Here is a 13,228-nt window from a genome sequence, read left to right on the forward strand (position 1 = left end):
GCCAAGTCGCCTCGAGGCTACGACCCGCAGGTCGACGCGAGGCCCGAACCTCGAGTTGGCCGAGTATCACTGCTTCGGCACGGATTAGGCGACGCGTTGTCAGGCATCCCGCATCGCGGCCAGAGCTGCACGTGCGGCTGTAACGACCATCGGCCACTCTGAATCGCCGAGGTATGTGGCATCCGGTGCGTTTCGCAGTCGGCCGATCATGGGGCCGAGCACCTGGTCCAGCTCGATCAGTCGGTCGACCTCTGGTCCATCGACGAGCACGGTGCCGATCCTGCTGCGAGGGTCGGGGACGACGACGCAGTCGTCGTACAAGATACTGACGTTCACGTCCAAGTCGTCGTAAAAATTCTCTTGCGGGAATTCGTGATCTATCCAGACTCGCCTTTGATAGTCCGGATCGGCGAATGCTTCGAGTGCGTCTAACGCGGACTTGCGCATCTCGGGATATTGAACATCGGTCATGGTTGATTCCAACTCCTCCACGCCAATCATTCGCTCAATGACGAGCTGGTCCAGCTCGTCGATGTCGAACGTGAAGTCGCGTGCGTCGTCGGCCATCACATGTTCAGTTCCGGTAGGTCGACCGAACTCCGTCCGTTGATCAGAGAATCCGCGACCTGCTGGATGTAGACACCGGCATCGGCTACCTCGCTTGGACCCATCGCGAGATCTGTTCCGGGCATACCTGATTCAGTCGACACGCGAGCCCCCTCCTCGATGTATCGAGACCAACGTAGCGACAATCCGGCGCGGAACGCAACAGCAAAAGTGGCGGTGCTCGTGGCCCTTAGGGCAGCGCCGCCCATCTCAGTCGTAGCGGGTGGGGACGCTGTGACGTTCTCTGTAATGCCCTGTTGCTGAACATGATTCGCTGAATCGTCCGCCAGTCGATCCGGTCATCCGGTGCGTCTCGGGGCCGAGTTGGCACGACAGCGGGATCGCGGCCAGGTTTCGGCGCGATCCCGCTGCTGTTCGCCAGACTGTCGTCGGCGGGGGTCTCCGGGTCAGGAGACGGAATGGCCGTCCCAGGAGACGAGCTTCCAGCCCTTCGCGGGGGTGCCCTTCACGACCACCCGGCCGGTGTTGTGCAGGGGGTCGGTCTGCAGCTTGCTCATGTCGGGGTTGTTGACGGACATGAGGGCCCAGATCATGATGGCGCCGCCGTGGGAGAAGACCACGGCCCGCTTGTCGCCGCGGTCCTGGATGCCCTGGAGGGAGTCGTCCATCCGCTTCTTGAACTCGTGGCCGTTCAGCGAGCCGGGGATGCGGGCGTCGAGGTTGCCCTGCAGCCACTGGATCGGGGCGGCGAGGTAGCCCTCGCGCGCTTCCGCCTCCGGGGTGCCCTCGTAGATGCCCGCTTCGATCTCGTGGAAGCCGTTGCCGACGACGGTCGGCAGGTCGCAGCGCTGTGCGGTCGGCTCGGCGGTCTGCTGGGTGCGCACCATCGTCGAGGCGTAGATGCCGTCGAACTTGCAGTCGCCGAGGAACTCGGCCACCGCGGCGGCCTGATCACGGCCCTTGCTGGTCAGGTCGGGTCCCGGCACCGACGTGTCGATCAGGCCGGAGGTGTTGCCCGCGGATTCGGCGTGCCGGACGAAGGTGATGAACATTTCACCGGTGCTCGGCGCGGCGGCGGCGCTACCGCCTGCGGTGGCGATGAGGGCCCCCGCCGCGATGATCGATCCGAGGATCGCGGACGGACGGGATTTCAGCAGACGCATGGAGACTCCTTCGTGGCTATGCGTGTGAGCCAGGACACTAGGGTCAGCTCGGCACCCCTCCTCGACGCTCTCCCGATCACCGGGACACCTCTCCCACGTCCCTTGCCTACTTCCGTCCGCTGTGTCTCGCGACGGCCAGCACCAGCGTCGACGATTCCGTTCGACATGCTCGAGCAGGCCTGACCGGGATCTCGGCGTGGCCGGGGGATACTCGGGGATCAGGCGGGTGACGACGACGAGAGCGACCGGTGATGACTGTGACGGGTGATCAGGGTTCGGCTGGGCGGCGGATCGATGAGCGGATCGCGGAGTTGGGGGATTGGCGGGGGGAGGTGCTGGCGCGGATTCGGGAGTTGGTGCACGAGGCGGATCCGGGGATCGTCGAGGAGTGGAAGTGGCGTGGGGTGCCGGTGTGGTACCACGACGGGATGGTGTGTACGGGGGAGACGTACAAGGAGATCGTGAAGGTCACCTTCGCCAAGGGGGCTCGGTTGCCTGATCCGCGTGGGGTTTTCAACTCCGGGCTGGAGGGGAACACGCGGCGGGTGATCGATCTGCGGGAGGGGGACGAGCTCGACGAGGCGGGGTTCAAGGAGCTCGTGCGGGCGGCGGTCGAGCTGAACGAGGGGTAGACGGGCAACGGCAGAATGGTGGGGTGACCACGGAATCCGCACCCCGCCTGCTCGATGACGCCGCGCTGGAACTGTCGTCGGTGGTGGCGAACAACGCGATGAATCGCGGGCGCGGGCTGTCCGGCGTCAACAGCTATGCCAGGGAACTCGGCTTCGATCCCTACCGGTGGTTGGCGCAGCGGCTGCGCGCCGACCCCGACGCCACGGTCACCTGGATCGATGTGTGCTGCGGGGAGGGGCGGGCGCTGCTGGCGGCGGAAGAGCGGTTCGCGCAGGAGTTTCCGTCGGCCGATGTCACGCTGATCGGGATCGATCTCGTCGGCTTCTTCCGTGCCCCGCCGCGCACCGATCGCCTGCGGCTGATCACCGGCTCCGCCACGACCTGGAGCCCAGACCGGCCCGCCGACCTGGTCACCTGTGTCCACGGCCTGCACTACATCGGCGACAAACTCGCCGTGCTCACCGCCATGGCGGGCTGGGTCGCACCCGGTGGCCGGTGTGCCGCCGACTTCGATCCCGGGGAGATCCGCCGCGCGGATGGATCCGAGGCCGGGGCCGCCGTCCTCGCGGCCCTGCGCGCGAGCGGGATGACCTTCGACAGGCGCACGCACCGGCTGCGCGGTGAGGGGCAGCGCTCGCCCCGCTTCCCGGCGGCCTACCTGGGCGCCGACGACACCGCGGGGCCGGGATATACCGGGTAGCCGTCGGTCCGGTCGTACTACGCCTGGTGACGGCGAGACGTCGGCTCGCCCAACGGGAACCGTCGAAGCCCGGTGTGTCCGCGCCGGCATCGAGGTTGGGTCGGCGTCCGGGGGAACTCGCCAGTAACCTGTGCCCGTGAGACCGATGGACACAGCGCCGGGGACACCGGCGCGGCCGGGAGTCGCTCTGGCAGCAGTCGTGGCAGTGGTGTTCGTGACCTTCTTGGACACCACCGTGGTCAGCGTTGCGCTCGGCGATATCCGACGTGAGTTGAGTACCGATGTGACCCTGCTGCAGTGGGTGGTCAACGCCTACACGGTGGTCTTCGCCGGACTGATGTTGGCGGGCGGATCGCTCGGTGACCGGTGGGGGCGCAAGAAGGTGATGATCGTCGGCCTGGTGATCTTCTGCGCCGGATCGGTGGTCTCCGCGCTCGCGAGCAGCGTCGCGCTGCTCATCGCGGGCCGCGCGATCATGGGCCTCGGCGCGGCGGCCTCGGAGCCGGGCACCCTGTCGGTGCTGCGCCACATCTTCCCCGGTGAACGCTCGCGGGCCAAGGCGGTCGGCGTGTGGGCGGCGGTGTCCGGCCTCGCGCTGGCGGCGGGACCGGTGCTCGGCGGTGTGCTGGTCGACCTGTACGGATGGCGGTCGATCTTCTGGTTCAACCTGGTGATCGGCGCGGTTGCGATGATCGTCGCGCTGTGGGCGGTCCCGGAGAGTTCCGATCCGCGGCAGGAGCCCGTCGATTGGGCGGGTGCCGTGCTCAGCGCGACGGCGTTCGGCGCGCTGGTCTACGCCGCGACCGTCGGCCAGGACCGGGGCTACACCTCGCCGTCGGTGCTCGGCCTGTTCGCGCTCGGCGGTGCCGCGCTGTTCGCGTTCGTGGTCGTCGAGAAACGGGTGCGCGCACCGCTGCTCGACTTCCAATACCTGAAGGTGCCCGCAGTGCGCAGCGCGCTGGTGGTCGCCTTCGCCGTCTACTTCGGCATCTTCTCGATCTTCTTCTTCACCGCGCTGTATCTGCAGGTGATGCAGTCGTATTCGGCCGCGCGCACGGCGGCGGTCTTCGTGCCGATGGCCGTGACGATCGTGATCGGCTCGCTGGTGGCGGGCTACTGGGTGTCGCGGCGCGGGGCCCGCGTCCCGATGATCCTCGGGTGCGTGCTGGGCGCGGGCGGCATCCTGCTGACCCGCCAGGCGCTGTCGGGGACGTTGCACGATCCGTGGATCGCCGCGGCGATGGGCGTGGCCGGGCTCGGCTTCGGCATCGCGGTGGTGCCGCTGACCTCGGCGGTGATGTCGGGTGTCCCGGCGGAGCATTCGGGCATGGCGGCCGCGGTGACCAATACGATGCGCCAGGTCGGCTCGGCGTTCGGCGTCGCCGTGCTCGGTGTGCTGGTGAGCTCGTTCCTCACCGCGGATCTGAAGAAGAAGATGGACGCGCTGGGCCTGCCCACCTCGTTGCAGCCCGACGCCATCCAGGCGGTGGAGCGCGGTCGCATTCCCGAAGGCGTCGACATCGGGCCGTACCTGAAGTACCTGTCGAAGGTGTCGGAGGTGCTCAACGAGGGCAAGGTGGCCTTCCATCACGGGCTGGACGTGGCCCTGGTGGTGTCGGCGGTGCTGATCCTGGCCGCGGCGGCGTTCACGGCGCTGGACACCGGCCGTTCCCGCTCCGACGTGACCTAGTCCATCTCGGCAGATGCGCCGAGTTCACCTGGCGGTGGCCTGGATCCGTCATGCTGGTGCGGTGGTAGCTGTTTCTGATGTCGCCCCGGTGCGCGGCAGCGAGTATTCGATCTTGTTGCGCCGGATCAGGGCGGCCGGCCTGTTGGACCGTGACCTGCGGTACTACGGGTGGAAGAGCGCGCTCACCGCGGCGGCGTTCGTCGGCGGGTGGGCGGCTCTCGTGGCCGTCGGAGATTCCTGGTGGGCGTTGGGAATCGGGGTGTTCCTGGCCGCGGTGTTCGCGCAGATCGCGTTCCTCGGGCACGACGCGGGACACAAGCAGATCTTCGCGGCCCGCCGCGCCAACTACCTGTACGGCCTGATCGCGGGCAACCTCGCGATCGGGCTGAGCATCGGCTGGTGGACCAGCAATCACAATCGCCACCACGCCCACCCCAACACCGAGGGCGCCGATCCCGACGCCATGGGTGTCCTGGCGTTCTCCGCGGAGCGGGCCAGGGCCGGAAAAGGCTGGCGGCGCTTCGTCTTCCGCTACCAGGCGTGGCTGTTCTTCCCGATGCTGCTGCTCGAGGGCGGCAGTCTGCACTTCGCCAGCGTGCGGGCCGTCTTCCGCTGGCCGATCCCGAACCGGGTCACCGAGGGCCTGCTGCTGGCCGCACACGCGGGCGCGTATCTCGGCACGGTATTCCTGATGCTCTCGCCGGGGAAGGCGTTGGCGTTCATCGCCGTTCAGCAGGGACTGTTCGGCCTCTACATGGGGTGCACCTTCGCCCCCAATCACAAGGGGATGGAGGTTCTGCCCGAGGGCGACAACACCGACTTCCTCCGGCGCCAGGTCCTCACCTCTCGCAATGTCCGCGGCGGCTTTCTCGTCGACACGGCCCTGGGCGGCCTGAACTACCAGATCGAACACCATCTGTTCCCGTCCATGCCGCGCTCCCACCTGCACCGAGCCCAGCCCGTCGTCGCGGACTTCTGCGCCGAGATCGGTGTCCCGTACTGCGAGACCTCCCTGCTCGAGTCCTACGCCCAGGCCCTGGGCCACCTCGACGAGGTCGGCCGCCAGGTCGACCTCGTCGGCTAGCCACCCGCGCCCGATCGGCGCGGGCGGCCGCGCCGATCAGAGCCGGGGATCGGTGGGCTCGGACTCCACCGCCAGGATCGCGAACACCAGTTCGTGCACGCGCCACAGCGGCTCGCCGGTGGCCACGGCGTCGAGCGCCGCGAGCCCGAGACCGTGTTCGCGCATCGCCAGACCACGCTTGCGGCTCAGCGTCCGGTCGCGCAGGCGCTCGAGGTGTTCGGGCACGGTGTAGTCGGGACCGTAGATGATCCGAAGGTATTCGCGGCCACGGCATTTGATCCCGGGCTGGACGAGCTTGCCCTTGGCTCGGTGCCCCAGCCCCGCGTACGGCTTGATGACCATGCCCTCGCCGCCCGCCTCGGTCAGCGCCAGCCACCAGGCCGTGGCCTCGGCCTCGGCGACCGGATCGGACAGGTCGACGACCCGGCGTTCGGTGTGCCGGAACGTCGCCGGGTCGTCGGCCACGAGTCGATCGCAGACATCGAGGTGCCAGCCGTGGTCGCGCCCGGCGAAACTCGCGCCCTCGGCCGCCAGCAGCGCGAACGGCGCGATCCGGAGACCGTCGAGATCGGTGGTCGGCCAGCAGTATCGCCGGTAGGCGGCGGTGAAGTCGGCCGCGGTGTCCGCGCGCGCGGCGGTGCGGGCCCGCAGCTCACCGAGGTCGAGTCCGCGGGCCAGACCGGCGTCCAGGACGTCGACCGCGGCGGGCAGGGCTGCCCGCGCGGCCGCACCCATCGCCGCGTACTGGGTGCGGATCAGCCCGCCCGCCTTGGCCGACCACGGCAGGAGCTCGCAATCCACGAGCAGCCAGCCGGTGTCCAGTTCGTCGAAAAGCGGTGCGGCGGCGGCACGGACGCGCTCGAGCAGTGCTTCGGTCAGCGCCGCGTCGGTGAAGAACGACCGGCCGGTGCGGGTGTAGATCGCGCCGGAGCAGCCGTCGGTGACACCGAAACGGTCGGCCGCCGTCGCCCGATCGCGGCAGACGAGCACGACCGCGCGCGAGCCCATGTGCTTCTCCTCGCACACCACCCGGTCGACGCCCGCCGCGCGATAGTCGGCGAACGCCTCGGTGGGGTATTCGAGGTAGCCCTCGACCGTCGAGGTCGACGGCGGCGACATGGTCGGCGGCAGCCACAGCAGCAGCCGCGGATCGATGGCGAAGCGGCTCATCACCTCCAGTGCGGCGGCGGCGTTCTCGGCCTCGACCAGCACGGTGCCGTAGTCGGTGCGCAGGTGCTTGCGGCCGGTGACATCGGCGAGATCGAGGGTGTCGCCCGCGCGGGCGGCACCGGCATCGCCCAGCGGCTTCACCGGTGCGTAGTGCACCCGCTCGGCGGGAACGGCCACGAACGTCTTCTCCGGGTAGCGCAGCGCGGTCAGCTCGCCGCCGAACACCACGCCGGTATCCAGGCAGACGGTGTTGTTGATCCACTCCACCTTCGGGGTCGGCACGTGGCCGTAGACGACCATGGCCGAGCCGCGATAGTCGCGCGCCCACGGATACCGCACCGGCAGCCCGTATTCGTCTGTCTCACCGGTGGATTCGCCGTAGAGGCAGAAGTCGCGGACGCGGCTCGAGGCCCGGCCGTGGTACTCCTGCTCGAGTCCGGCGTGCGCCACCACCAGCCGCCCGCCGTCGAGGCGCAGGTGACTGACCAGCTGGTCGATCCACCGCGCGGCGGACTCGACGAACTCCGGCGGCTCGGCCGCCAGCTGCTCCAGGGTCTCGGCCAGCCCGTGCGACACCGTGACATCGCGCCCGCGCAGCTTCCTGAGCAGCTTCTGCTCGTGATTGCCCGGAACGCACAGCGCGGCACCGCTCGCGGTCATCCCCATCACCAGCCGCAGCACACCGGGGGAGTCGGGACCGCGATCGACGAGATCACCGACGAACACCGCCCGGCGGCCCGCCGGGTGGGTGGCGTCGACGGCCCGGCCCGCCTCGTCCCGGATCAACCGCCAGCCGAGTTCGCCCAGCAGGCTTTCCAATTCGGACCGGCAGCCGTGCACGTCGCCGATGATGTCGAACGGCCCGGTGAGTTCGCGGCGGTCGTTCCAGGCCCGCTCGTAGGTGATGGTGACATCGGCCGGATCGGTGACGACGTGCACCTTACGGAAACCTTCGCGGCCGAGGTGCCGCAGCGATCGGCGCAGGTCCTGGCTCTGCCGCCGCAGCACCTGGCGGCCGAAGTCGCGGTCGTCTCGATCCTTGGTCCGCTCCCACGCGACGGCCTCGGGCGTATCGATCACGATCGCGACCGGCAGCACATCGAAAGACCGCGCGAGCGCGACCAAGGCGGCCCGCGCGTGCTTCTGCACATTCGTCGCGTCGACGACGACCCGTCGCCCGGCGCGCAACCGGATCCCGGCGATGTGGCCGAGCGCGTCGAAGGCGTCCGCGGTCGCGGACTGGTCGTTCTCGTCGTCGGCGACCATGCCGCGGAGGAAGTCCGACGACAGCACCTCGGTGGGCGCGAAGTGCTCGCGGGCGAAGGTGGACTTACCGGAACCGGAGATGCCGATCAGCGCCACCAGGGACAGTTCGGGAAGGTCGATGTTCACAGGTCAGGCCTTCCGGAAGAGCGCGAGCTGGGTGGGGGCGCCGAGGTCGGCGTCGAGGTCGCCGACGGGACGGAGCTCGGCCGTGTAGCCGAACGCGGCGGCGACGCGGGCGGTCCAGGCGGCGAATTCCGCACGGGTCCACTCGAATCGGTGATCGTCGTGGCGGTGCCCGTCGAGCGTCTCGTAGCGCGCGTTGTACTCGACGTTCGGCGTCGTCACGATGACGGCGCCGGGTGCGGCGTGCCCGAAGACGGCGCGTTCGAGCGCGGGCAGGCGCGCCTCGTCGACGTGCTCGATCACCTCCATGAGGACGGCGGCGTCGAAGCCGCGCAGCCGGTCGTCGTGGTAGGTCAGCGCCGACTGGAGCACCGAGATCCGGGCGCGCTGCCGATCCGACATCCGGTCGAAGCGCAGGCGGCGTTCGGCGATGCTCAGCGCCGCGCTGGAGACATCGGCGCCGACGATCTCGGTGTAGCGGTGGTCGGCCTCCAGCGCCAGCAGCAACGTGCCGGGGCCGCAGCCGAGATCGAGGACGCGAGTGGCGCCGGTCTCGGCGAGGGCGGCCAGGACCGCTTCCTTGCGCAGCTGGACCAGTGGTGCGCGGCGCTCGGTGGCGTCGGTGTCGGGCACCGCGTCGTCGACCTGGTCGTCCACCGAGCGCAGGCGTTCCAGTGCGGTCTGGGTGAGCGAGCGGCGCCCGGCCAGGTACCGGCGGGCGATCAGCTCCCGCTCCGGGTGCTCGCCGAGCCAGCCGTCGCCCGCGCGCAGCAGCTTGTCGACCTCGTCTTCGGACACCCAGTAGTGCTTGGCGTCGTCGAGGACGGGCAGCAGGACGTAGAGGTGGTTCAGCGCGGCGGACAGGCGCAGCGTGCCGGTCAGCCGGAGGTGCACATACGGTGACTCGCCCCAGTCCGGGAACTCCGGGTCCAGCGGTGCGGTCGTGATGGACACGGTCCAGCCCAGCGGCGCGAACAGGCGCTCGACGAGGTCGGCGCCGCCCCGGCACGGGACGGCGGGCACGTCGATCTCCAACGGGATGGCGGTCGCCGCCAGCTCGGCGCGGTCCCGGCTCGTCCCGTTGAGCGCCGACCGGAACACCTTGCCCAGCGCCACCGCCAGCAGGCTCGACGCCACGTAGGGCCGGTCGTTGACATAGCGGCCGAGGGCGAAGCCGTGGTGGCCCTTGGCCGGACGCGCCAGCTCCACCGGGTCCACCTCGAGCAGCAGCGCCACCGTGCAGCGGTCGGGGTCGGACTGCGGGTAGAAGACATGTGCCGTGCCACCGGTCGTCGCGAAGGACTGCACCCGGTCGGGGTGTTTGACCAGCAGGTACCCGAGATCGGTCGCCGGTGTGTGGGTGGTGGAGATCGTCAACAGCACACACCGATCCTGTCATGGCGGGCCAGTGGTTTTCCGGGGCGAGAACCGGCCCGGCGACCCGGTCGGCGGTGCGGTGGTGGGTGATAATCGCGGCGAGCTCGGTGTGGGCCGGGCCGGTCGGAAGGTGGCGCGATGACGGCGGTGGCGTTGGTGTTCGTCGGGGTCGCTGTGCTGTTGCACGGGTACATCTTCGTGATGGAGTCGCTGCAGTGGACCCGGCCGCGAACCAGGGCGACATTCGGGATCACGGCGGAGCAGGCCGAGGCGACCAGGGAGATGGCGTTCAATCAGGGGTTCTACAACCTGTTTCTCGCGATCGTCGCCGCGGTCGGCATGGGGTTCACCGCGTTCGGTGACACCGGGATCGGGCTGGCGCTGGTGCTGGCGGGCGCCGGGTCGATGGTGGCGGCGGGGGTGGTGCTGCTGGTGTCGTCGCCGGACAAGGCGCGGGCCGCGCTGATCCAGCTGGTGCCGCCGCTGATCGGTTGTGCCGCACTGGTGCTCGCCCGGCTCTGAGCCGAGTGCGCGCGGTCACCGGCCGGGACCGCGCAGGATGCCGAGCTGCTGTTCGAGCCGTTCCAGCGCGGCCCTGGCCGCCTCGAGTTCGGCTTCGATGCGGGCGATGGCTTCCTCGTCCAGCGGCGCTTCGGTGGCCGACGGTGGCGGCGGGGCCTGCGCCGGTGGACGACGGCCCGGGGGTGGCGGGGCGCCGGGGCCGCCGCCGGGCGCGGTGGCGAGATCGCCGGTGGCCGGGCCGTAGACCTGGTCGAGGGCCTCGGCCAGGGTCGGCGCGTAGCCGACCCGGACGCCGCCGGTGCCGGGTTCGCGGTAGCTCACCAGCACGCGGGCCAGCTGCGGGAACGTCGACCCGTTGGGCGCCGTCGAGATCCGTTCGGTGAACAGCGGTTCCACGTACAGCACGCCGCCGTCGGCGATCGGCAGGGTGAGCAGGTTGCCGTACTGGATGCGGTTGGAGCGTTCCAGCAGGGTGCGTTCGGAGGCCACCCTGGTATCGGAGATCATCGAGTTCTGGATCTGCTGCGGGCCCTGGGTGAGGGTGTCGGTGGGCAGCTGGAGAATGCTGAACTCGCCGTAGTTCTCCGGGTCGGAATGCACGGAGATGTAGGCGGAGAGGAACTCTCGCCGGAAGCCGACCATCGCACCGGCCAGCCGGAACGAGGCGTCGGCGGTGCCGGGGTCGCCGACCAGCACGTAGAACGGGGCCTGGTGCGGGTTGCTCTCGACCGTCGGGTCGCTGGGCACCGACCAGAAGGCGTTGTTGGTGAAGAACTCTCGTGGTTCGTCCACGTGGTAGCGGGCGAGCATGTCGCGCTGGATGACGAAAAGGTCCTCGGGGTAACGGAAGTGGGCGCGCAGCTCGTCGCCGATCGCCGACGGTGGCTGGACGGTGCCGGGGAAGACCCGCATCCAGGCCGCCAGAATCGGGTCCTGCTCGTCGACCTGGTACAGCGTCACCGTGCCGTCGTAGGCGTCGACGGTGGCCTTGACCGAGTTGCGGATGTAGGAGATCTCCCCGGGCTCGCGCAGTCCCTGGTCCTCGCCGACGGACAGGGCCTCGAGCGAACTGCGCGCGGCGTAGGGGTAGCCGTCGATCGTGGTGTAGGCGTCCACGATCCAGACGATGCGGCCGCCGACGACGGCGGGATAGGGATTGTTGTCGATGGTCAGCCAGGGCGCGACCCGCTCGACCCGCTCGCCCGGATCGCGATGGAAGATGATCTTGGAGTCGGCGCCGATCGCCGTCGAGAACACGATGTTGCGTTCGGTGTAGACGGTGGCGAAGGCGAGCCGGTTCAGCCAGTTCCCGATCGGGACACCGCCCTTGCCCGCGTAGGTGTATTTGGTGCTGTCGGTGTCGTATTCGCGCGGTTCGGTGCCACCGCCGACGATGGCGTAGTCCGGATCGCCCCTGGCGATCACCTCGCCGTAGTAGATCCGGGGCTGCTCGACCGGGATCACCTGGTGCCCGGCGTGCTGGGTGGCGATATCGCTGACCGCGTAGATCGGGTAGCCGCTGTTGCCCGCCGCGCTGTCGCTCGCCGCGTCGACGACCGCCGCGTTGACCCGGTTCGCCGGGGCGGCGACGAACCCGTCCCCGTGGGTGTAGACGGTGTGCCGGTTGACCCAGTGCCCCTGGTTGCCGCTGAGCGCGGCGGGGGTGAGTTCCCTGGCGGTGACCACGTAGTCGCGCAGCTGTCCGTCGATGCGGTAGCGGTCCAGGTCCAGGTTGTCGGGGAAGCTGTAGAAGTTCTTGAGCTGCTGCTGCTGGGTGAAGGTGCGCGAGAGCACGTGCGGGTCGAGCAGACGCAGGTTGGCGATCGTGGTGGCGTCGGCGGGGACCTCCGGCGGCGGCGCGGTGCCGACGCCGGGATAGGGCTGGTAGTGCACGCGATCCTCGCCGATGCCGTAGGCCTGCCTGGTCGCGGCGATATTGCGCTCGATGTAGGGGCTTTCCAGGTCGGCGGCGTTGGGGCGTACCGAGAACTGCTCGACGACCAGCGGCCACACCCCGCCCGCCACGATCGACGACAGCAGCAGCAGGGTGGCGGCCATCGCGGGCACCCGCAGATCGCGCACCACCACCGCGGAGAACACCGCGGCGGCGCAGATCAGCGCGATGGCGAACATGATGAAGCGGGCGGGCAGCACGGCGTTGATGTCGGTGTAGCCCGCGCCGGCGAAGGTCGGCTCCCGCCGCCCGCTCGACAGCAGGGCGTAACGGTCCAGCCAGTACGCGCCCGCCTTCAGCACGAAGAACAGCCCGGCCAGCACCGCGAGCTGGCAGCGGGCCGCCACCGTGATCCCGATCGACTTCCCGGACAGCCGCACCCCGCCGAACAGGGAGTGGGTCGCCAGGCAGGCCAGGAACGCGACGAACACGATGACGAACAGCCAGCTGAGCACGAGCCGGTAGAACGGCAGGTCGAAGACGTAGAACCCCACGTCGAGATCGAACTGGGGGTCTCGCTCGCCGAAGGACCCGCCGCGCAGGAACAGCTGCACCGTCTGCCATCGTGACTGCCCGGCCAGGCCGCAGATGAGGCCGAAGACCGCGGCGATGCCGAGCCCGAATCGCAGCGGATAGCGGCCCACCACGGTGCGGTAGGGCGTGATCGGGTCATCGTCGCGCCCGCCGGGGAAGAAGGCCGGACGGGACCGGTAGGCCAGCCACAGGGCCGTGAACAGGGCGCCGCCGAGGATCGTCGCGATCACCACGAACAGCGTGAGCCGGGTGAGCAGCACCGTCGACCACACGCTGCGATAGCCGACCTCGCCGAACCACAGCCAGTTGACGTAGACGCCGATCAGCCGGGGCACGAGCAGCAGGGACAGAAAGGCCACCGCGACTGCCGTCAGCAGCAGTCGCCACTTCCTCGGTATCCGCTCGGACCCGTCACCAGCGCTCATCCGCCACTCCCGTGGACCGC

The 13,228-nt window shown here is 69.4% G+C and carries 10 protein-coding genes; 5 read left to right on the plus strand and 5 right to left on the minus strand.

The features are described from left to right. Positions 1-99: 99 nt before the first annotated feature. The gene (locus ACFVW6_RS26400; RefSeq protein WP_378822822.1) at positions 100-567 is read right to left on the minus strand and encodes a hypothetical protein; all 468 of its coding nucleotides are present in this window, start codon (positions 565-567) and stop codon (positions 100-102) included. A 446-nt stretch (positions 568-1,013) separates the two neighbouring features. After that, complete coding sequence (locus tag ACFVW6_RS26405; RefSeq protein WP_378822820.1) at positions 1,014-1,730, minus strand: histidine phosphatase family protein; 717 nt, start codon at positions 1,728-1,730, stop codon at positions 1,014-1,016. Between the two features lie 251 nt (positions 1,731-1,981). On the opposite strand from ACFVW6_RS26405, the gene ACFVW6_RS26410 reads away from it, so the two are divergent. From ACFVW6_RS26410 to ACFVW6_RS26425, 4 genes are all read left to right on the plus strand, one after another. Then, positions 1,982-2,362: a DUF1801 domain-containing protein gene (locus tag ACFVW6_RS26410; protein ID WP_355283115.1), complete on the plus strand. Its 381-nt coding sequence runs from the start codon at positions 1,982-1,984 to the stop codon at positions 2,360-2,362. Positions 2,363-2,385: 23 nt separating this feature from the next. After that, positions 2,386-3,063, plus strand: coding sequence for a class I SAM-dependent methyltransferase (locus ACFVW6_RS26415; RefSeq protein WP_378822817.1), 678 nt, complete (start codon positions 2,386-2,388; stop codon positions 3,061-3,063). 214 nt (positions 3,064-3,277) lie between these two features. Further along, the gene (locus tag ACFVW6_RS26420) at positions 3,278-4,753 is read left to right on the plus strand and encodes an MFS transporter (RefSeq protein ID WP_378822815.1); all 1,476 of its coding nucleotides are present in this window, start codon (positions 3,278-3,280) and stop codon (positions 4,751-4,753) included. Positions 4,754-4,814: 61 nt separating this feature from the next. Continuing rightward, positions 4,815-5,837, plus strand: a complete 1,023-nt coding sequence (locus ACFVW6_RS26425; RefSeq protein ID WP_378822814.1) for a fatty acid desaturase family protein — start codon at positions 4,815-4,817, stop codon at positions 5,835-5,837. A gap of 36 nt (positions 5,838-5,873) precedes the next feature. Here the strand turns inward: ACFVW6_RS26425 and ACFVW6_RS26430 are convergent, their stop codons facing one another. Beyond that, complete coding sequence (locus ACFVW6_RS26430; protein WP_378822812.1) at positions 5,874-8,399, minus strand: polynucleotide kinase-phosphatase; 2,526 nt, start codon at positions 8,397-8,399, stop codon at positions 5,874-5,876. A 3-nt stretch (positions 8,400-8,402) separates the two neighbouring features. Continuing rightward, positions 8,403-9,779: a 3' terminal RNA ribose 2'-O-methyltransferase Hen1 gene (locus ACFVW6_RS26435; protein ID WP_378822810.1), complete on the minus strand. Its 1,377-nt coding sequence runs from the start codon at positions 9,777-9,779 to the stop codon at positions 8,403-8,405. A gap of 132 nt (positions 9,780-9,911) precedes the next feature. On the opposite strand from ACFVW6_RS26435, the gene ACFVW6_RS26440 reads away from it, so the two are divergent. After that, the gene (locus ACFVW6_RS26440) at positions 9,912-10,295 is read left to right on the plus strand and encodes a DUF1304 domain-containing protein (protein WP_378822809.1); all 384 of its coding nucleotides are present in this window, start codon (positions 9,912-9,914) and stop codon (positions 10,293-10,295) included. Between the two features lie 15 nt (positions 10,296-10,310). On the opposite strand, the gene ACFVW6_RS26445 is transcribed toward ACFVW6_RS26440, so the two are convergent. Beyond that, positions 10,311-13,208, minus strand: coding sequence for a UPF0182 family protein (locus tag ACFVW6_RS26445; protein WP_378822808.1), 2,898 nt, complete (start codon positions 13,206-13,208; stop codon positions 10,311-10,313). Between the last annotated feature and the right edge of the window lie 20 nt (positions 13,209-13,228).

This window comes from Nocardia sp. NPDC058244 (assembly GCF_042882065.1).
Taxonomy (GTDB): domain Bacteria; phylum Actinomycetota; class Actinomycetes; order Mycobacteriales; family Mycobacteriaceae; genus Nocardia.

What these genes read in the sequence shown, in the direction of transcription:
- ACFVW6_RS26400 (WP_378822822.1), bottom strand. Translation starts at nt 567, where the DNA reads ATGGCCGACGACGCACGCGACTTCACGTTCGACATCGACGAGCTGGAC.
- ACFVW6_RS26405 (WP_378822820.1), bottom strand. Translation starts at nt 1,730, where the DNA reads ATGCGTCTGCTGAAATCCCGTCCGTCCGCGATCCTCGGATCGATCATC.
- ACFVW6_RS26410 (WP_355283115.1), top strand. Translation starts at nt 1,982, where the DNA reads ATGACTGTGACGGGTGATCAGGGTTCGGCTGGGCGGCGGATCGATGAG.
- ACFVW6_RS26440 (WP_378822809.1), top strand. Translation starts at nt 9,912, where the DNA reads ATGACGGCGGTGGCGTTGGTGTTCGTCGGGGTCGCTGTGCTGTTGCAC.
- ACFVW6_RS26445 (WP_378822808.1), bottom strand. Translation starts at nt 13,208, where the DNA reads ATGAGCGCTGGTGACGGGTCCGAGCGGATACCGAGGAAGTGGCGACTG.